Genomic DNA, 18305 nt, shown 5'->3' with positions numbered 1-18305 from the left:
TGCGCGCGCGCTCGGACCGAGTCGGCGTGTCGCGCCATCTGGTACTCGAAGTCGCGTCGGAGGCGGTGGGAGGTCAGCGCACCACGACGACGTCGGGCGACGAGACGTCATAGCTGAACACCTCGGCCGGTGGCCTGGCGGCCATCATCTTCGCGAGGTTGCTCGCCTTCACCGCCGAGTCATCGGCGCTCCCCCACACCACCTGTGTGTTCGTCCCACCGAGCTCGAGCGTGACGTCGTCGGGGGTGGAAGCGGTGACCACTGTCACCTGCGCGCGGATGTCGTCCGGCAGCGACCGCATCACCTGACCGGCCGCGGCGAACGCGTCGGAGTCCACGCCGCCCGTGATCGTGAGCACGGGGGTGCCGGCACTCGGGGTCGCCGTCGTCGACAGCGCGACGCCGGCAGCGTCGACGAGGGTGTAGCCGGCACGCGTCTCGATGAGGCCGATCGGCGTGCGCTCGACGATCCGCACTACGAGCTCGTGCGGCGGGCGGGCCTCGAGGGCGTAGGTCTCGATGAGGGGGAAGGCGACGAGCTCGGCCTTGATGGCGCTCTCATCGACCAGTGGCAGCGGCTTGCCGAGCTGACCCGACAGGGCAGCCGCGACATCGCCCGCGGCGAGCTGCTGGGCCCCGACCACGGAGATCTTCTCCACGCCGAAGAGCGGGCTGTACGCGGCGCCGAGCGTGCCGAGAGCGAGGAGGAGGACGGATGCTGCGGCACCGAACCACACGGCGCGCCGGCGTCGCTGGCGCACGGTGAAGCGACGGATCTCGGCGCGCAGCGCCTTGCGCCGGGCACGGGCGGCCCTCCACACCTCGCGGAAGCCCACCTGCGCAGCATCCGCCCCCTCGTCCGCGCTCGTCGGGTCGAGGTCGGGCTTCGCGTCGGGCAGCGGCGTCGGCGACGTCAGCGGGATGACGGGGGCCGTGGGGTTCTCGTCGAGGGTCGGCTCCGCGGGCTCGCGCTCCGGCACCGGCGCCGGGGCCTCGTCGCGGGCGGGGCGTGCAGCGCGCGCCGGCGCGGCCTTCTCCGCCGTGCCGCGCGAGGCGACCGGCGACTGCGGCAACGGCGACGGGCGACGCATGCGGCTGCTACTCCCCCGCGTCCTCGTGGGCGAGGGCCTCGAGCACCTGCGGGATGATGAGGTAGACGTTGCCGCAGCCGAGCGTGATGACGTAGTCGCCGTCGCGGGCGACCGAGGCCGTGTAGTCCGCGGCCTCCTGCCAGTCGGGAACGTAGTGCACGTGCGACGGGTCGGCGAAGGCGCCGCTCACGAGCTCGCCGGTGACTCCGGGCACCGGGTCCTCCCGGGCGCCGTAGACATCGAGCATGACGGTGTGGTCGGCGTAGGTCTCCAGAACCTCGGCGAACTCGCGGTACATCTCCTGCGTGCGCGAGTAGGTGTGCGGCTGCTGGATCGCGATGAGGCGTCCGTCGCCGACGACCGACCGCGCGGCCGCGAGGGCGGCTGCGACCTCGGTCGGGTGGTGCGCGTAGTCGTCGAAGACGCTGACGCCGCGCTCGACGCCGTGCAGCTCGAAGCGACGGACGGTGCCGGCGAAGCCCTCGACCGCACGGACCGCAGGCTCGAGGTCGTGGCCGAGCGTGAGGAGCACGGCGACGGCGCCGGCGGCGTTGATCGCGTTGTGGGCGCCAGGGACCGGCAGCTGCGCGTCGACGGTGACGCCGTCGCGCGTGATGCGGAACGAGACGGGGCCGTCGGTCACGATGTCGCTCACGCGCACCGTCGCGTCTGCGGCCTCGCCGAAGGTGACGACGTGCGGGTGGGTGAGCTGTGCGGCGACGAGCTGCGCACCCTCGTCGTCGGACGAGATGACGACCGCCTCGCGCGCCTCGTTCGCGAACCGGGCGAACGCGGCGTAGAACGCGTCGCGCGTGCCCCAGTGGTCGAGGTGGTCGGGGTCGACGTTGGTGATGAGCGCGATCGACGTGTCGTAGAGCAGGAACGTGCCGTCGGACTCGTCGGCCTCGATGACGAAGAGCTCGTCCGAGCCGCTTCCGCTCGAGACACCGAGCTGGGCGATGACGCCGCCGTTGACGAACGTCGGCTGCACGCCCAGGTCGCGCAGGGCCGTCACGATCATGCCCGTCGACGTGGTCTTGCCGTGGGCCCCGGCGACCGAGACGAGCCGGCGTCCGCCGATGAGCCAGTACAGCGCCTGCGACCGGTGGATGACGTGGAGCCCCCGCTCTTTGGCGAGCAGGAACTCGGGGTTCTCGGGCCAGATCGCGCCCGTGTGCACGACGGTGTCGACGTCGTCGGCGAGGTTGGATGCGTCGTGCCCGACGTGGACGGTGGCGCCGAGCTCGGAGAGCTCGCGCAGCGCCTTGCTGTCGGCGCGGTCGGATCCCGAGACGCGGATCCCGCGCTCGAGATACATGCGGGCGAGCCCCGACATGCCGGATCCGCCGATTCCGATGAAGTGGGCGGCGGTGATGTCGTCGGGAATGGGAAGACTGAGATCGGGTCTGATCATGACCGGTCAAGTCTAAGTTGGGCGATGGATGCCGCGGCCCCGGCGCGCTGGGGCCGCTCGGCGCGGGAAACCTGCTTTGTGTTGACACATTGATACAGATGGCGACACAATCGGGGACATGGCCGGAGAGTTCGAGATGTCGTTCGAAGCGTTCAATGCCGTCCTGCTCGCGGTGTTCGCCGGAGTGCCGATCGTGATGCTGTTCGTCGTCCGCCGCGACTCCTGGGGCACCACTGTGGTCTACCGGATGTCGGTGCGCGCGAAGCTCCCGATCGAGTCGTGGGACATGTGGCGCAGCATCCGCGATCGGTCGCGGGCACTGGTCGGCGCGAACATGTGGGGCCTGCTGGTGAGCGTCGCCCTTATGGCGGCCCTGCTCGCCTGGACGCCCCTCGGGTCGTCGCCGTTCGCCCTGTGGATCCTGACGCTCACGCTCGTCATCGGCGTCCTCGGCGTCGCGTCGGCGATCGTCGGCGTTCGCGAGCGCCTCTTCTCGCCGGCGCCGACGGCCGTGCGTATCGCGCGTCCTTCGGCACTGGCGACCCGCGACTACCTTCCGGCGTGGGCGACACAACTTCCGCGGTGGCTGCTCGCGGCAGGAGCTGTCGGCGGCGCGGTCGTCACCGCGGTCTCGCTCGCCGGTGCGATCTCCCCCACCACCGCCGTGACGACGGTCGTCGCTCTGGCCTTCGCACTGGTCGTCGCCGTCGTCTGCCGCGCGGCCGAGCGGAGCGTGCTGGCGCAGCCCCAGCCGGCGACGAACACGCTCGAGCTCGGCTGGGACGACCTCTTCCGTGCGGACGCGCTGGGCGCGTTGCGGATGAGCGCGGCGATGGCGGCGTGGCTCCCGCTAGGGCTCGCGATGTGCGCCCTGTTCCTCGCCGCACTCGGCTTCGCCGACCCCGGTGTCTCGCGCGTGCTGCAGACGTTCCCCTGGTTCGGCATCCCGTTCATCCAGGTCGCCTACATCCTCGCCTCGGGGAGGCTGCCCGCGCCGCTGTATCCGGAGTATCTTCGCGGTGCGCCCGAACCCGCGCCCGCGTCCACGGGAGGAGCACCCGCATGATCGTCATCGACCCGTCCTCCGCCGTCCCGCCGTTCGAGCAGCTGCGCACCGGCCTCGTCGACGCGGTCGCATCCGGCGAGCTCGCCGCGGGCGCCCGACTGCCCACGGTGCGCCGCCTCGCCGAGGACCTGGGAGTCGCGCCCGGCACGGTCGCCCGCGCGTACCGCGAGCTCGAGGCATCCGGGATCATCGAGACGCGGGGCCGCAACGGCACGTTCGTCGCTTTCGACGCCGACCCCGCCCGCCAGCAGCTGCAGCGCGCCGCCGCGGCGTTCGCCGCACAGGTGCGCGACCTGCATCTCGACGCCGAGGAGGCCCTCGCCATCGTCACCGCCGCGCTGCGGTCCCCCGGTGCGCCCGCGGGAGCCTGATCACAGCTTCGTGCTGTCGCACTCCCCCAGCTGCGTCATCGACAGGGCGTCGGGGCACTCGTCGAGCCACCAGCCTTCGCCGTAGCGATCCTTCGTCATGTCGGTGTAGATCTCCCAGCCGCCGCCCGGAAGGACGCGGTAGTACGCCGTGAACGGGTCGCCCTCCGTGGTCGGTCGGGTCACCGCCAGCTCCGCGCCGGCGAGCGTCGCCTCCTCGAGGCACGCGATGTCGCCGGTCGGGATCTCCTCGCCCTGAGCGAGTTCCACGGCGCCGCACGACGGCAGCTCCTCGCGATCGAGGAACGCTGCCGGGGTCGGGCCGCCCTTCGGCTCGCCCGGACCGAAGGTGACGCAGCCGCTCAGCGCGAGCGCGCTGATGCCCGCCAACAGCACCGCCGTGGCCCACTTCGTCGCACCCGCCATCGGTCCCCCGGTCCCCTGCGGTCGTGAGTGAGATCGTCTCAGGCGCGCAGCGCGTCGTCGATCATCGCGACGACGTTCTCGGTTCCGGTACGGGTGCCGACGGATGCTGCCGCCGCCGCCATCGCCGCGCGGCGGGTCCCGTCGGTCAGGAGCGGCACGACCTCCGACCGCAAGCGGTCACCCGTGAACTCGGCATCCGGGATCAGGATCGCCGCGCCCGCACGGACCGCGGAGGCGGCGTTCAGCGCCTGCTCGCCGTTGCCCACGGCGTAGGGAACGTAGGCGGTCGGGATGCCCAGAGCGCTGATCTCGCTCACGGTGGCCGAGCCGGCGCGCGACACGATGAAGTCGGCCAGGGCGAACGCGAGGTCCATGCGGTCGACGTAGCGGCGCACGGCGTACCCGGGCGCCTCGGGATCGACGAGCTCGGAGCGCTCGCCGGTGACGTGGAGCAGCTGCCACCCGGCGTCGACGACCGCGCGCCAGCCCTCGTCGTGACCTTCGCCGAAGGCGGCGTTCAGGCGCTGGGCGCCGAGCGAGCCGCCGAAGACCAGGAGCACCGGCTTCGCCGGATCGAGCCCGAAGTACGCGGCGGCCTCATCGCGGAGGGCGCCGCGGTCGAGCGCCACGATCTCGCGACGCAGCGGCATTCCCACGACCTGCGAGCGCTTGAGCGGAGTCCCCTCGAACGCCACGCCCACACCGGCCGCCCTGCGGGCGCCGAGCACGTTCGCGAGTCCCGGGCGGGCGTTGGCCTCGTGCACGACGAACGGCACGTTCTCGCGACGCGCCGCGACGTACGCCGGGGCCGACGCGTAGCCGCCGAAGCCGACGAGGACGTCGACGCCGCGCCGCGCGATGTGCGCCCGCACCTGCGAGATCGCCCGCGGGAAGCGCGCCGGGAACGCGGCGGCCGCCTTGTTCGGGCGCCGAGGGAACGGCACCTTGTCGACGAACAGCAGCTCGTAGCCGCGCTCGGGCACGAGCCGCGCTTCGAGGCCTTCACGGGTGCCGAGCACCAGCACCTCGGCCTCGGGGTCGCGGGCGCGCAGTGCGTCGGCGACAGCCAGGAGCGGGTTGACGTGTCCGGCGGTGCCGCCGCCGGCAAGGAGGTACGTCGTCACTCCCCGAGCCTATCCGGCCCCGCGCGACCGCCCCGACTCTCAGCGGACGGCGTGGAGCTTCGCACGCTCGCGCGCCGCGCGTGCCGAGGCGATCGCGGCCTCCCGACGCGCGACGGAGGCCGGCAGCGACCGCGCGAACGCGAGCAGCACGCCGCACGCCAGCAGCACCGACAGCAGCGAGGTGCCGCCCTGCGACATGAACGGCAGCGGCACGCCGAGCACCGGGAACACGCGCAGCACGACGCCGATGTTGATGAGTGCCTGCCCGACGATCCACACGGTGATGCCGCCGGCGGCGATGCGCACGAACGGGTCGTCGGTCTTGCGGATGACGTGGAACGCGCCCACCGCGAACAGGGCGAAGAGCGCCAGCACGACCGCGCAGCCGATGAGGCCGAGCTCCTCGCCGACGATCGCGAAGATGTAGTCGTTCGCGGCGGCGGGGAGCCAGTCGTACTTCTCACGCGAGTTGCCGAGGCCGAGACCGAAGACCCCGCCGCTCGCGAGGCCCCAGATCCCGTGCAGCGGCTGGTAGCAGTCGTTGAAGTAGTCGTCGAGGCAGTTCGGGTTGAGGAAGCTCATGAACCGGCGCATGCGGTCGGGGCTCGTCACGGCGAGGAACGCCACCGCGCCGGCCGCGGCGATCGCGGGCAGGACGAAGATGCGCAGCTTGACGCCCGAGAAGAACAGCGCGCCCAGCACGATGAGCACGAGGATCATCGCCGTGCCGAGGTCGTCGCCGGCGAGCACTGTCGCGATCGCGAGGCCCGCCACGGGAACGAGCGGGATGAACACGTGCTGCCACTTCGTGAGCAGCGTGCGCTTGCGGAAGAGGACGTACGCCACCCACAGCGCCAGACCGAGCTTCAGGAACTCCGACGGCTGCGCCTGGAAACCCGCGATCGTGATCCAGTTGCGGTTTCCGTCGGCTCCGTGGCCCAGGGGCGTGAACACCAGGAGCTGGAACGCGACGCCGAAGATGAGGGCGGGCCACGCCATCTTCTTCCAGAACGTCACCGGCAGGCGGCTCGCGATGAACATCAACGGGATGCCGATCACCGCGAACACGACCTGCTTGAGCACCATCTCCCACGGCGCCTCGCCGGCCGCCGTCGCCGTCGCGGAGGTCGCCGAGAGCACCATGACCAGCCCGAAGACCGTCAGGAGCAGCGTCGTCGAGGCGATGAGCAGGAACTCGCTCGGCACCGGGGCGAACACCCGGCCGAGCGACACGCGCGCGGCGAGGCCGCGTCGTGCGGGCTTGTCAGCCTCGGTCTTCGGCGTCGCCGAGGTCGTCGGGGCGGGGCGCGTCGTCCGGGCCCGCGGCGGCTGCGTCGTGGTCACCCGGGTCCTCCGTTCCGATCCGATCCCTCACCGCCGCAGCGAATCTGCGTCCGCGGTCCGCGTAGGACGCGAACTGGTCGAAGGATGCAGCAGCGGGAGCGAGAAGAACAACGTCCCCGTCACGCGCCACCCCTGCCGCCAGTTCGACGACCTGCGCCATGACCACTTCAGTCTCATCGGCGTCCACCTCGAACACGGGCACCGTCGGCGCGTGTCGCTCGAACGCGGCGACCACGGCGGCGCGGTCGAGGCCGATCACGATCGCGGCCTTCGCGGTCGCTCCGCGTCCGGCGACGAGCTCGGAGATGTCGACGCCCTTGAGCAGTCCCCCGACGACCCACACGGCGCCGGGGTACGCCGCGAGCGACGACGCCGCGGCGTGGGGGTTGGTGGCCTTGGAGTCGTCGACCCACGTGACGCCCTCGTGGCGCGCGACGACCTCGATGCGGTGCGGGTCCAGGCGGAAGCCGCGCAGCGCCTCCCGGATCGCGGTGGGCGCGACGTCCAGCGACCGTGCGAGCGCCGCGGCGGCCAGGATGTTCGCGACGATGTGCGGCGCCGCGAGCCCGAGGGAGGCGAGCTCCTCGACCGTCGTGAGCTCCAGGGCGCTCTTGTGCCGGTCCTCGAGGAACGCGCGGTCGACGACGATCCCCTCGACGACGCCGAGGTCGCTCGGGCCCGGAACGCCCAGGTCGAAGCCGATGGCGCGGGCCCCCTCGACGACCTCGGCATCCTCGACCATCGCCTGGGTCGCGGCATCCGCCTTGTTGTAGACGCAGGCGACGCGGGTGTTGTCGTACACGTGCGCCTTGGCGGCGCGGTACTCGTCGAACGAGCCGTGCCACTCGAGGTGGTCGTCGGCGAGGTTGAGGCACACGGCCGCGTGCGGTGACAGCGGGTCGGGCGAGTCCTGCAGCCCGAGGTACCAGAGCTGATGGCTCGACAGCTCGACCACGAGCGCGTCGAACCCTTCGGGGTCGCGCACCGCGTCGAGCACGGGCGTGCCGATGTTGCCGACCGGCGCGGCGCGCAGACCGCCGGCGACGAGCATCGTCGCCGTGAGTCGCGTGGTCGTGGTCTTGCCGTTGGTGCCGGTGATGAGGATCCAGTCGGCGGGCGTGCCGTCGGCCCTGACCACCTTGTCGCGCACGCGCCACGCGAGCTCGACGTCGCCCCACAGCTCGATGTCGTTCTCCCGCGCCCACGAGATGAGCGGATGCCTCGGCGCGAAGCCCGGCGACGCCACGACGACCTCGGGCGCGAACTCGACGAGGTCGGCGGGAACCGACTCCAGCGACCCGGTCCAGAGGCGTGCGCCGATGACGGGCAGGAGGCGCGCGTACTCCTCGTCGGCCTTCTCGGTCACGACGAGAACGTCCGCGCCGAGCTCGGTGAGGGTGTCGGCGACGGAGAAGCCGGTGACCGACAGGCCGAGCACGGCGACCCGCAGGCCCTTCCAATCGGCGTTCCAGCTGGTGAGGGTGCGCAGGCGTTCCGAGGTCATGAGCGAGAGAGCCATTCGACGTAGAAGAATCCGACGCCCGACACCGCCAGGAGGCCGGCGATGATCCACATGCGCACGACGATCGTGACCTCCGACCAGCCCCGCAGCTCGAGGTGGTGGTGGAACGGGCTCATGAGGAACAGCCGTTTACCGCGCGTGATCTTGAAGTAGAGGCGCTGCAGGATCACCGAGCCGGGGCCGATGATGAAGACGCCGGCGACCAGCACGGCGAGCAGCTCGGTGCGGGTGAGGATCGCCATCGCGGCGATGACGCCGCCGATCGCCATCGATCCCACGTCGCCCATGAAGACCTTGGCCTTGGGGGCGTTCCACCAGAGGAACCCGACGAGCGCGCCGACGAAGGACGCCGAGATGATCGCGAGGTCGAACGGGTCGCGCGTCGGGTAGCACGCGGCCTTCGCCGCCGCCGAGAGGGCGTCGCCGCCCCAGCACGCCTGGTTGAACTGCCAGAACGCGATGAGGCTGTAGGCGCCGACGACGAAGATCGCCGCGCCCGCGGCCATGCCGTCGAGGCCGTCGGTCACGTTCGTGCTGTTGGAGAAGGCGACGCCGATGAACGTGATCCACGCGAGGTACAGGATCCAGCCGATGATGAGCCCGAGGGTCATGAAGCCAAGCGCCGGCACGTCACGGAACACCGAGATGTACGGCGACGCGGGCGTCTGGTCGAACTGGTTGGGGAAGTTCAGCGCGACGATGCCGAACGGCACTGTGACCGCGACCTGACCGGCGACCTTGCGCCAGCCGCTCAGGCCCATGAACTTCTGCTGACGCACCTTCATGTAGTCGTCGATGAAGCCGACCGCGCCGAGGCCGACCATCATCCAGATGACGAGCAGGCCCGAGACGGTCGGCGGGTTGTTGCCGACGTAGCACCCGACCAGGTAGCCGACGATCGTGCCGACGATGAAGATCGTGCCGCCCATCGTGGGCGTGCCGCGCTTGGTCTGGTGGTTGGGGTTGCGGATGTCTTCCGGCGTCCGGATCACCTGGCCCCAGCCCCACTTGCGGAAGAGCCGCAGGAACACAGGGGTGAGGAAGAGGGTGAATGCCAGCGAGATCGCCGCCGCGGTAAGGAGTGATCTCACGAGAACGATTCTCCCAGACGATCGCCGAGGAACCGGAGCCCGGCGGAGTTCGACGACTTCACGAGCACGCGATCGCCGTCGCGCAGCTCGCCCTGCAGGTACTCGAACGCCTCGTCGGCGGTCGAGAAGAAGACCGCCTCGTTGTCCCACGAGCCCTGCGCGACGGCCTCGAGGAACATGCGGCGCGCCGGGTCGCCCACGACGACGATGCGCTGGATGCCGAGCCTCACGGCGAGCAGGCCGACCCGGTCGTGCTCCTCCTCGGCGTACTCGCCGAGCTCGCTCATCGCGCCCAGCACGGCGACGGTGCGCTCATCGGGGCCGGTGATCTGCGCGAGCGTGCGCAGGGCGGCGGCCATCGAGTCGGGGCTCGCGTTGTAGGCGTCGTTGATGATCCGCACGCGATCCGATCCGAGAGGCTGCATGCGCCACCGCTCGGCGATCTCGACGGTCTCCAGGCGCGCGACGGCGTCGGCGAGCGAGACGCCCAGGGTCGTGGCCGCGGCGATCGCGGCCAGCGCGTTCATGACGTGGTGCTCGCCCAGCACCCGCAGGCGCAGCGGCAGCGAGACGCCGTCGGCGGTCACGGTGAACGAGGTGCCGGATGCCGTGACCACGACGTCGTCGGCACGCACTTCGGTGGCGGCAGGCCCGCGGCCGAACCAGCGCACCGAGGCGCCCTGCTCGGCGGCGATCGGCGCCATCGCGGCGACGCGCGCGTCGTCGGCGTTCAGCACCGCCACTCCGCCGGCGCTCAGCGCGCGCACGAGCTCCGACTTCGCGTGGAAGGTCGCCTCGATCCCGCCGAAACCGCCGGCGTGCGCCATGCCGACCATCAGCACGACGCCGACATCGGGGTCGACGAGTCCCGCGAGGCGGGCGATCTCCCCCGGCGCGCTCGCGCCGAACTCGCTGACGAGGTACTTCGTGGTGCCGGTGACGCGCAGCATCGTGAGCGGTGCGCCGACCTCGTTGTTGAACGACGCCTTCGGAGAGACGGTCTCGCCCTCTCCCTCCAGGATGCGGGCGAGCAGGTTCTTCGTCGTGGTCTTGCCGTTGGACCCGGTGATGCCGACGACGCGCAGGTCGCCAGCATCCCGAACCGTCTTCACGACCTCGCGCGCGAGGGCCGCGATGGCCTCGACGACGTCGGCCACGACGATCTGGGACACGGATGCCTCGACCCGCCGCTCGACGAGGGCCAGGGCGGCGCCGTTCTCGACGGCTGCGCCGACGAACAGGTGCCCGTCGGTCTCTTCGCCGGGCTTGGCGACGAAGACGCCGCCGGGCTCGATGAGGCGGGAGTCGGTGTCGACGGCCCCCGACACGACGGTGTCGAGGGTGTCGCCGTTCTCGAGGTGCACTTCGCCCGAAACGGCATGGGCGATCTGGGCGATGTTGAGCGCGATCATGTGGGGAACTCCGGAAGCTCGGGACACTACCCGAACTTGGGCAGCAGCTCCGGCGACGTCGTCGAGGGCATGACGCGGTAGGTCTTGAGAACCTGGGTCATGGCCTTCTGGAACGCGGTCGCGTTGGCCGCAGACGATGTTACCTTCGTCGGCTCGTCGAGCGTGACGACGACCACGTATTCGGGGTCGTCGGCGGGGGCGAATCCGACCATCGTCGTGTAGTACACGCCGGCCTTGTAGTTGCCCTGGCCGTCGCTCTTCTCACCGGTGCCCGTCTTGCCGCCGAGGCGGTAGCCGGGGATGGCGACCGTCTTGGCGTATGGGGCCTGCAGGAACACGTTCTCGAGCATCTCGCGCATCTCGGCGGAAGTGCCCTCGCTGATGACCCGCTCGGGCTCCGCCACCTCGGGCTCGACGACGGTGCCGTCGGCCTTCGTGCACGACTCGATGATCTGCAGCGGCATCTTGACGCCGCCGTTCACGATCGCGCCGTACGCGCGGGCGAGCTCGGGCATGGTCGTCGTGACGCCCTGACCGAACGAGGTGTTGAGGGTGGTCTGCGCGCCCCACTGGTCCGCGGGGTAGATGAGACCCTGCCCCTCGCCGGGATACCCGGAGGCCGTGCTGTCGCCGATCCCGAACCGCTTGAAGTAGTCGTAGCGCGTCTGCTTGTCGACCTTCTGGCTGAACTTCGAGATGCCCGCGTTCGAGGAGTCGATGAGCACGCCGGTGAGGGTGTAGGTGTTCGCCGGGTGCTGGAACGAGTCGCGCACGCGCGCGCCCCCGTCGAAGTTCTCGAGGCTCGAGGCGACGACGGTGGAGTTCGGCGTCTGCCCCCCGGCGTCGATGACCGTCGCCGCTGTCAGGCCCTTGAAGGTGGACCCCGGCTCGAACGTGCCGAGGAAGATGCTGCTCGTGCGGTCCTTCACCTCGGCGGCCTCGAAGTCGTTGGGGTCGACGGTCGGATACTCGGCGGCCGCGCGGACCTTGCCGGTCTTGACCTCGTAGACGAGGATCGCGCCGCGCTGCGCGGCCATCGTCTGCGTCTGCTCGGCGATGAGCTGCTGCATGTACCACTGCAGATCGCGGTCGATCGTCAGCTGCAGCGTGCCGCCGTCCGTCGCGGGTGTCTCCTGCTGGGTGCCCGGGATGACGACGCCGTCCTTGCCTTTCTCGTACGTCCGCGTGCCGTCGGTCGCGGCGAGGCAGGCGTTCTGCGACTGCTCGAGGCTCTCGAGCGGCGTCCCGTCGGAGCCGACGAAGCCGATGAGATTGCCGGCGACCGCACCGTCGGGGTATGTGCGCGCCGGGTGCGAGACGCACGCGATGTAGGGCGTCTTGAGGTCGGCGAGGGCGCGGAACTGCTCGGTCGAGACCCCCTTCTTGAGCACCGCGTACTGCGAGTTCGGGTCCTCCGCGAGAGCGGTGCCGACGATCGCGCGGACCTCTTCCGGCGTCTGGCCCGTGATCTCGGCCACGTCGTTCGACACGTCCGCCCAGAGCCGGTCGTCCGACTTCTTCTCGAGCACCTGCTCGTCGATCTGGGTGATGAGCAGCGGCGACAGCTGGCAGTCGTAGCGGAGGATGCTGCCCGCCAGGGTCTGCCCGTTCGTGTCGACGATCGAACCGCGCGTGCCGTAGAGCGTCTGCTGGCCCGCGAAGGCGACGTCGAGCGAGTCCTTGATGTGGTCGTCGGCGTTCACGACCTGGATGTCGACGAGCCGGACGATGAATCCTGCCAGCACTGCCAGGACGACGGCGAGGGCCACCACGGTGCGGCGGCGGGGGCTTCTCGTGCTTCGTGTCGTCATCTGCGTCTCGTGCTCTGCGCCTCGTGCAGTGGGGCGTCTCGATCGGTTCTCGGCTCGGCGTCGTCGCTTCAGTGTGTGCTCGGGGTGGGCAATCCGTCCGTGAGCGGGGGCGGAGTGTTGCCGACTCCGCCGTCGGGCGTCTCGTCGACCTGGACCGGCAGCCCGTCGATCGTGGCGTCGGGCACGGTCACCAGAGGTGTGTTGGTGATGAGCGCGTTGGGCACGGATCCGCGGCCGATCGCGTCGACCGACGACGTGCCCATGGCGACCTCGGACGGACCGAGGATCGCTCCGTCGCTCAGCCGCAGATAGCTGGGCGCCTCGTTGATGACCATGCCGAGGGCCGCGGCGTTCGCCGCCAGGTACTGCGGCGAGCTGAGCCCCGCGACGTCGTCGTAGAGGATCTGCTTCTCGTACGTGAGGTCGCGCTGCTCCTTCGTCAGGGCGGCGATCTCGTACGTCCCCTGCGTCGTCATGATCGACAGCGACATCTGGGCGGCGCCGATGAGGAATGCCCCCAGCACCGCGACGATGCCGTAGAAGAGCTTCGGGCGACGCCGGCGCGCCGGCGCATCGAGCACCCGCAGGCGGCGGCGCGGGGCATCCGTCCTCTCCGGAGCGACGGTCCTCCCGAGACGAGTGGTCACGGCGTTCGCGATCGTGCTCATGAGGCACCCTCCGCGTGCTCGGGCCTCACGCGCTCAGCGGCTCGGAGGCGCACCGGCGTCGCGCGCGGATTGACCGCGCGCTCCTCGTCGGTGGCGAGCTCGGCACCTTTGACGAGCAGTCGGAACTTGGGCGCGTGCTCCGGCAGCTCGACGGGCAGGCCCTTGGGCGCGGTCGACGCCGAAGCCTCGGCGAACGCGCGCTTGATGAGGCGATCCTCGAGGGACTGGTACGACAGCACGACGATGCGGCCGCCGACCGGCACGATGCCGAGGGCCGAGGGCACGGCGCGCTCGAGCACGGACAGCTCGCGGTTGACCTCGATGCGCAGCGCCTGGAACACGCGCTTGGCAGGGTGTCCCGTGCGCTGCACGGCGGCCGGCGTCGCCGCCTGCAGGATCTCGACCAGCCGGCCGGACCGATCGATCGGCGCCTCGGCACGTGCGGCGATGATCGCGCGGGCATAGCGGCCGGCGAGCTTCTCCTCGCCGTAGCGCTCGAAGATGCGCCGCAGATCGCCTTCGCCGTAGGTGGCGAGGATGTCGGCCGCCGTCGTGCCCGCCGACTGGTCCATGCGCATGTCGAGCGGTGCATCCTGTGCGTACGCGAAGCCGCGGCCTGGGACGTCGAGCTGCAGCGACGAGACGCCCAGATCGAACAGGATGCCGTCAGCTGCCGCGAACCCGCTGGCTGTCACCGCATCCTCGATGCCGTCGTAGACGGTGTGCACGAGGTGCACGCGGTCGCCGAAGGGTGCGAGACGCTCCCCCGCGATGCGGAGGGCGTCGGTGTCGCGGTCGAGGCCGACGAGCTGAAGCTTCGGGAAGCGCTGCAGGAAGGCCTCGGAATGCCCGCCCATGCCGAGCGTGGCATCGACGAAGACGGCGCCGTCGCGCTCGAGCGCGGGAGCCAGCAGCTCGATGCAGCGCTCCAGCATGACCGGGGTGTGGATGTCGCGCAGGTTCATGGTCACCTGGCAGTCCTGGTCCCCAGGCCCTGATCCCCATCCGCTCCGACCTGGCACCGGGGAAGTGGCGACAGGGCACGAGCAGCTGGGAGTCACGGCCGAGGGCTCAGAACAGGCCCGGAATCACCTCCTGCTCCAGCTCGGCGTAGCTCTCTTCGTTGGCCTCGGCGTAGGTGTTCCACGCCGTGGCGTCCCAGATCTCGGCATGAGCGCCTACGCCGGTGACGACGAGGTCGCGCTCCAAGCCGGCGTATGCGCGCAGCGGAGGGGGGATCGTGATGCGGTTCTGACTGTCGGGCTTCTCGGCGCTCGCGCCGGAGAGGAACATGCGCAGGAAGTCGCGCGCCTGCTTGTTCGCAAGAGGCGCCTCGCGGATGCGGTCGTGCACCCGTTCGAACTCCTTCTCGCTGAACACGTACAGGCAGCGATCCTGTCCGCGCGTCACGACGACACCCCCACCAAGGTCGTCGCGGAACTTCGCCGGGAGGATGACGCGCCCTTTGTCATCGAGCTTGGGTGTGTGCGTGCCCAAAAGCATCGGTACATCACACCCCCTTCGTCCGGCCCCCCGGGTTGTGCGCCACTTTACTCCACTCTCCTCCACTTCGCTACCGATTTGTGATCTGGCGCTTCCCCGCTCCCCTCCCGAGGGCATGTAGGGACGGTGCGAGGGCAACAAAAAAGCACCGACCCGAAGGTCGGTGCTTCTCGTGCCGGTTCAGGCGGCGGGGACGCTCAGCGCTCCTCCTGCCGCTTGTCCCAGCGGTCGTTCATGCGGTCCATGAACGAAGAGCTGTTCTGGGGTTTGGCCGGTCGGTCGGGCTCGACGCGCATCTTGCCGGGACCACGGCCCGGCGTGACGGCGAGGAGCACCCCGCCCAGCATCACGACGAATCCGATGACGCCGACGACGATCAACTGCTGCGATACCCCGACGATGAGACCGCCGAGTCCGAGCAGCACGAGGATCGTGCCGTAGACGATGTTGCGATAGCTCAGAGTGCGTCCGTCGCGGGGCGCGCTGACGACATCCGCGTCGTTGCGCATGAGATGGCGTTCCATCTCGTCCAGCAGGCGCTGCTCCTGTTCGGAGAGTGGCATGCTTCCCCCTCTGTACTTCGGTGGCTCGATTGTACGCGTGCCGTTCCTCACTAGGCTAGGCCCGTGTCCGCCCCTGTTGAGCCGATCGAAGCCATTTCCCAGCGAGTGGACATGTTCATCTCGGCTCAACGCGGGAGTGTGGCAGACGCGGGCCCCGAAGCGGCGCGATTCGTCGCCGCAGGGGCGGCTGCCGTCACCGGCGGAAAGCGCCTTCGCGGACGCTTCTGCCTCTCCGGGTGGAGGGCAGTGGAGGAAGCCACGGGTCCCGCCGGCGCGCCGCCCGCCGCGGTCATCGCCGCGGCCGCCGCCCTCGAGGTGTTCCACGCGGCGGCCCTCGTGCACGACGACCTCATCGACAACTCCGACACGCGCCGCGGCCGCCCGTCGGCGCATCGCGCCCTGGAGGCCGGGCACCGCGGCTCGGGCTGGCTCGGCGATGCCGATGCCTTCGGCCGCTCGGGCGCGATCCTGCTCGGCGATCTGCTCGTCGCGTGGAGCGACGACCTCCTCGAGGAGGGCCTCGCCGAGACCTCCGCCGAACGGGCTGCGGCCGCGCGGGGCCAGTACGCGCTGATGCGCCGCGAGGTCACGCTCGGGCAGTTCCTCGACGTCGCCGAGGAGTCCGCGTTCGCGAGCGAGCCCGACGACCGTCACGCCGAGCGGGCGCTGCGCGTGGCGTCCTTCAAATCCGCGCGCTACAGCGTGCAGCAGCCGCTCGCGATCGGCGCGGCGCTCGCGGGAGCGGATGCTGCGCAAGCAGCCGCCCTCGCCGCGTTCGGGCATCCGCTCGGGATGGCGTTCCAGCTGCGCGACGACGTGCTCGGCGTGTTCGGCGACGAGGCCGCCACCGGCAAGCCGTCGGGCGACGACCTGCGCGAGGGCAAGCGCACCGTCCTCATCGCGTACGCCCGGGAGGCGCTCGCGCCCAACGCGCGCGGCATCGTCGACGAGCTCGTCGGCGACCCCGATCTCGACGCGGCGCAGATCGCGTCGCTGCAGCAGACGATCATCGACACCGGAGCGCTCGACCGTGTCGAGCGGCTCATCGCCGACTACGCCCACGAGGCCGATCGCGCCCTCTCGGGGGCACGGCTGGGCAACGCGGCCGTCGGCGAGCTGCGCGACCTCGCGCGGGCCGCGACAGTCCGCACGACCTGAGTCAGGCGAGGGTGCGCGCGACCCGGCGGACCTCGCTCTTGCGCCCGGCGAGGAGCGACTCGATCGGGGCATGGCCGAGGGACTCCTCCGGAGACAGCAGCCAGTCGATCGCCTCGTCGTCCGAGAAGCCGGCGTCGTGCAGCACGAACACGGTGCCCCGCAGCGACGACAGCGGATGCCCGTCGACCACGAACACCGACGGCACCTTGAAGACGCCGTCGCGCTTGGACCCGACGAGGTAGTAGTCGTCGAGCAGCCGGCGAACGCGGCCGAGCGGTTCGCCGAGCACCTCCCCGAGGTCGGGCAGGGTGAGCCAATCGGTCTCGAAGCGCGGAGCAGCGTCAGAGGTCACGAAAGCAACTATCTCAGATCGGATCGGGCACTCGTCCACCGCACTCTGGCCACATCAGCAACAGAAACCCCTCCTCATAACACCTGTTGACACCAATAAACATCCGTGACACGGTTCTCGGAGTCGACTGAGGGGGGAAACTCGTGCGACAGGTCCGCAGTACCAGGAATCGTGTCCAGCAGGCAGGCATCCCGTCGCGCGCACTCCTCACCGGTGTGCCGGTGGCCGTCGCAGGGTCGATCGCATTGACGCTGTCGGCGGTGCCCGCTCATGCGGCGACGACGGATGCTGCGCCCCTGAGCGTGCCGCGCACGTTCGGCGCGACGGCCGCGGGTGTCCCCCGCGTCGCCGCACTGCCCGCCGTTCGCGTGACCACCGAGACCGCACCCGCGACGTACACCGTGCAGCGCGGCGACACCGTGAGCCGCATCGCGGCGCGCTTCGGGCTCCGCACCAACGACGTGCTCGCCCTCAACGGGCTCGGGTGGTCGTCGACCATCTACCCGGGCCAGGTGCTCAAGCTCAGCGCAGCGGCCGCCGCAGCTCCGGCGCCGGCTGCGCCCGCACCTGCCCCGTCCACCGGCACGTACACCGTGCAGGGCGGCGACACGGTCAGCGCGATCGCCAAGCGGCACGGCATCACGACGAACGCCGTGCTCTCGGCCAACGGGCTCGGCTGGTCGTCGATCATCTACCCCGGGCAGACCATCAAGATCCCCGGCGCGGCCGCACCCGCGGCATCCGCTCCCGCACCGGCACCCGCACCGGCACCCGCCCCGGCGCCGAACACGTCCGCGGGCGGTTCGCACACCATCGCGGCCGGCGAGACGATCAGCTCGATCGCGAAGCGGTACGGCGTGACGACGAACGCCGTGCTCTCGGCCAACGGGCTCGGCTGGTCGTCGATCATCTACCCCGGGCAGACCATCAAGATCCCGGGCTCGGCGCCGGCGGTGCCCGGGCTCACCGCCGAGCAGGCCGCCAACGCGCAGCTGATCGTCCGCATCGGCCGTGAACTCGGCGTCTCGAACCGCGGCATCGCCATCGCCCTCGGCACCGCGATGCAGGAGTCGTCGCTGCGCAATGTGACGTACGGCGACCGCGATTCGCTCGGCCTGTTCCAGCAGCGTCCCAGCTACGGCTGGGGCACCGCCGCGGAGGTGCAGGATGCCGCGCGCGCGACGCGCGTCTTCTTCGGCGGCGCCGGCGACCCCAACGGGTCGCGCACGCGCGGACTGCTCGACATCCCCGGCTGGGAGAGCCTGACCTTCACACAGGCCGCTCAGGCCGTGCAGATCTCGGCGTACCCCGACGCGTATGCGAAGTGGGAGGCTTCGGCCCACTCCTGGCTCGCGGCGCTCGGCTGAGCCGAGGCATCCGTCACAATGCGGTC

18 protein-coding genes are annotated in these 18305 nt (G+C 70.7%); 4 read left to right on the top strand and 14 right to left on the bottom strand.

The features are described 5' to 3' along the window. Window positions 1-73: 73 nt before the first annotated feature. Window positions 74-1090 (bottom strand): FtsQ-type POTRA domain-containing protein, encoded by a 1017-nt coding sequence (locus ACLBXX_RS03585; protein ID WP_447656860.1) that lies wholly within the window; start codon window positions 1088-1090, stop codon window positions 74-76. 7 nt (window positions 1091-1097) lie between these two features. Beyond that, a complete protein-coding gene (gene murC, locus ACLBXX_RS03580; RefSeq protein ID WP_447656859.1) occupies window positions 1098-2504 on the bottom strand; it encodes a UDP-N-acetylmuramate--L-alanine ligase in 1407 nt (468 codons plus the stop codon). 118 nt (window positions 2505-2622) lie between these two features. On the opposite strand from murC, the gene ACLBXX_RS03575 reads away from it, so the two are divergent. Together ACLBXX_RS03575 and ACLBXX_RS03570 are read left to right on the top strand one after the other, a co-directional pair. Then, window positions 2623-3570 (top strand): hypothetical protein, encoded by a 948-nt coding sequence (locus ACLBXX_RS03575; protein ID WP_447656858.1) that lies wholly within the window; start codon window positions 2623-2625, stop codon window positions 3568-3570. Next, window positions 3567-3941 (top strand): GntR family transcriptional regulator, encoded by a 375-nt coding sequence (locus ACLBXX_RS03570; RefSeq protein WP_375872307.1) that lies wholly within the window; start codon window positions 3567-3569, stop codon window positions 3939-3941. Before ACLBXX_RS03575 ends, ACLBXX_RS03570 begins: the two co-directional genes overlap by 4 nt. On the opposite strand, the gene ACLBXX_RS03565 is transcribed toward ACLBXX_RS03570, so the two are convergent. The 11 genes from ACLBXX_RS03565 to ACLBXX_RS03515 form a co-directional block, all read right to left on the bottom strand. Beyond that, window positions 3942-4364 carry a hypothetical protein gene (locus ACLBXX_RS03565; RefSeq protein WP_447656857.1) on the bottom strand — a complete coding sequence of 141 codons (423 nt, stop codon included), beginning with the start codon at window positions 4362-4364 and terminating at the stop codon, window positions 3942-3944. It abuts the gene before it with no gap. A gap of 38 nt (window positions 4365-4402) precedes the next feature. Further along, window positions 4403-5488: a UDP-N-acetylglucosamine--N-acetylmuramyl-(pentapeptide) pyrophosphoryl-undecaprenol N-acetylglucosamine transferase gene (locus tag ACLBXX_RS03560; protein ID WP_447656856.1), complete on the bottom strand. Its 1086-nt coding sequence runs from the start codon at window positions 5486-5488 to the stop codon at window positions 4403-4405. Window positions 5489-5527: 39 nt separating this feature from the next. After that, window positions 5528-6832, bottom strand: coding sequence for a putative lipid II flippase FtsW (gene ftsW / locus ACLBXX_RS03555; protein ID WP_447656855.1), 1305 nt, complete (start codon window positions 6830-6832; stop codon window positions 5528-5530). Continuing rightward, the gene (gene murD, locus ACLBXX_RS03550; RefSeq protein ID WP_447656854.1) at window positions 6753-8351 is read right to left on the bottom strand and encodes a UDP-N-acetylmuramoyl-L-alanine--D-glutamate ligase; all 1599 of its coding nucleotides are present in this window, start codon (window positions 8349-8351) and stop codon (window positions 6753-6755) included. The genes ftsW and murD overlap by 80 nt, the downstream gene beginning before the upstream one ends. Further along, window positions 8333-9445, bottom strand: coding sequence for a phospho-N-acetylmuramoyl-pentapeptide-transferase (mraY, locus tag ACLBXX_RS03545; RefSeq protein ID WP_447656853.1), 1113 nt, complete (start codon window positions 9443-9445; stop codon window positions 8333-8335). Before mraY ends, murD begins: the two co-directional genes overlap by 19 nt. After that, on the bottom strand, window positions 9442-10857 hold the full coding sequence (locus tag ACLBXX_RS03540) for a UDP-N-acetylmuramoyl-tripeptide--D-alanyl-D-alanine ligase (protein WP_447656852.1): 1416 nt from the start codon (window positions 10855-10857) through the stop codon (window positions 9442-9444). Before ACLBXX_RS03540 ends, mraY begins: the two co-directional genes overlap by 4 nt. 26 nt (window positions 10858-10883) lie before the next feature. Continuing rightward, window positions 10884-12668, bottom strand: a complete 1785-nt coding sequence (locus ACLBXX_RS03535) for a peptidoglycan D,D-transpeptidase FtsI family protein (RefSeq protein ID WP_447656851.1) — start codon at window positions 12666-12668, stop codon at window positions 10884-10886. Between the two features lie 68 nt (window positions 12669-12736). Next, entirely contained in the window at window positions 12737-13336 is a 600-nt protein-coding gene (locus ACLBXX_RS03530) for a hypothetical protein (protein WP_447656850.1), read from the bottom strand. Beyond that, the gene (gene rsmH / locus ACLBXX_RS03525; protein ID WP_447656907.1) at window positions 13333-14301 is read right to left on the bottom strand and encodes a 16S rRNA (cytosine(1402)-N(4))-methyltransferase RsmH; all 969 of its coding nucleotides are present in this window, start codon (window positions 14299-14301) and stop codon (window positions 13333-13335) included. Before rsmH ends, ACLBXX_RS03530 begins: the two co-directional genes overlap by 4 nt. Before the next feature lie 106 nt (window positions 14302-14407). Beyond that, window positions 14408-14839, bottom strand: coding sequence for a division/cell wall cluster transcriptional repressor MraZ (mraZ, locus tag ACLBXX_RS03520; RefSeq protein WP_056367092.1), 432 nt, complete (start codon window positions 14837-14839; stop codon window positions 14408-14410). A 197-nt stretch (window positions 14840-15036) separates the two neighbouring features. Continuing rightward, window positions 15037-15402, bottom strand: coding sequence for a DUF3040 domain-containing protein (locus tag ACLBXX_RS03515; RefSeq protein ID WP_310290296.1), 366 nt, complete (start codon window positions 15400-15402; stop codon window positions 15037-15039). Window positions 15403-15513: 111 nt separating this feature from the next. Here ACLBXX_RS03515 and ACLBXX_RS03510 point away from each other — a divergent pair, with 111 nt between their 5' ends. Then, entirely contained in the window at window positions 15514-16560 is a 1047-nt protein-coding gene (locus tag ACLBXX_RS03510) for a polyprenyl synthetase family protein (RefSeq protein WP_447656906.1), read from the top strand. Between the two features lies 1 nt (window position 16561). On the opposite strand, the gene ACLBXX_RS03505 is transcribed toward ACLBXX_RS03510, so the two are convergent. Next, on the bottom strand, window positions 16562-16912 hold the full coding sequence (locus ACLBXX_RS03505) for an Rv2175c family DNA-binding protein (protein WP_447656849.1): 351 nt from the start codon (window positions 16910-16912) through the stop codon (window positions 16562-16564). 215 nt (window positions 16913-17127) lie between these two features. On the opposite strand from ACLBXX_RS03505, the gene ACLBXX_RS03500 reads away from it, so the two are divergent. After that, window positions 17128-18279, top strand: a complete 1152-nt coding sequence (locus ACLBXX_RS03500) for a LysM peptidoglycan-binding domain-containing protein (RefSeq protein WP_447656905.1) — start codon at window positions 17128-17130, stop codon at window positions 18277-18279. Window positions 18280-18305 lie beyond the last annotated feature (26 nt).

It is taken from the genome of Microbacterium sp. C23T (assembly GCF_053345975.1).
This window is presented reverse-complemented; position numbering and strand designations above follow the sequence as displayed.

What these genes read in the sequence shown, in the direction of transcription:
- ACLBXX_RS03515 (WP_310290296.1), bottom strand. Translation starts at nt 15,402, where the DNA reads ATGCCACTCTCCGAACAGGAGCAGCGCCTGCTGGACGAGATGGAACGC.
- ACLBXX_RS03575 (WP_447656858.1), top strand. Translation starts at nt 2,623, where the DNA reads ATGGCCGGAGAGTTCGAGATGTCGTTCGAAGCGTTCAATGCCGTCCTG.
- rsmH (WP_447656907.1), bottom strand. Translation starts at nt 14,301, where the DNA reads ATGAACCTGCGCGACATCCACACCCCGGTCATGCTGGAGCGCTGCATC.
- ACLBXX_RS03570 (WP_375872307.1), top strand. Translation starts at nt 3,567, where the DNA reads ATGATCGTCATCGACCCGTCCTCCGCCGTCCCGCCGTTCGAGCAGCTG.
- ACLBXX_RS03535 (WP_447656851.1), bottom strand. Translation starts at nt 12,668, where the DNA reads ATGACGACACGAAGCACGAGAAGCCCCCGCCGCCGCACCGTGGTGGCC.
- murD (WP_447656854.1), bottom strand. Translation starts at nt 8,351, where the DNA reads ATGGCTCTCTCGCTCATGACCTCGGAACGCCTGCGCACCCTCACCAGC.
- murC (WP_447656859.1), bottom strand. Translation starts at nt 2,504, where the DNA reads ATGATCAGACCCGATCTCAGTCTTCCCATTCCCGACGACATCACCGCC.
- ACLBXX_RS03530 (WP_447656850.1), bottom strand. Translation starts at nt 13,336, where the DNA reads ATGAGCACGATCGCGAACGCCGTGACCACTCGTCTCGGGAGGACCGTC.
- ACLBXX_RS03565 (WP_447656857.1), bottom strand. Translation starts at nt 4,364, where the DNA reads ATGGCGGGTGCGACGAAGTGGGCCACGGCGGTGCTGTTGGCGGGCATC.
- ACLBXX_RS03510 (WP_447656906.1), top strand. Translation starts at nt 15,514, where the DNA reads ATGTTCATCTCGGCTCAACGCGGGAGTGTGGCAGACGCGGGCCCCGAA.
- mraZ (WP_056367092.1), bottom strand. Translation starts at nt 14,839, where the DNA reads ATGCTTTTGGGCACGCACACACCCAAGCTCGATGACAAAGGGCGCGTC.
- ACLBXX_RS03585 (WP_447656860.1), bottom strand. Translation starts at nt 1,090, where the DNA reads ATGCGTCGCCCGTCGCCGTTGCCGCAGTCGCCGGTCGCCTCGCGCGGC.
- ACLBXX_RS03540 (WP_447656852.1), bottom strand. Translation starts at nt 10,857, where the DNA reads ATGATCGCGCTCAACATCGCCCAGATCGCCCATGCCGTTTCGGGCGAA.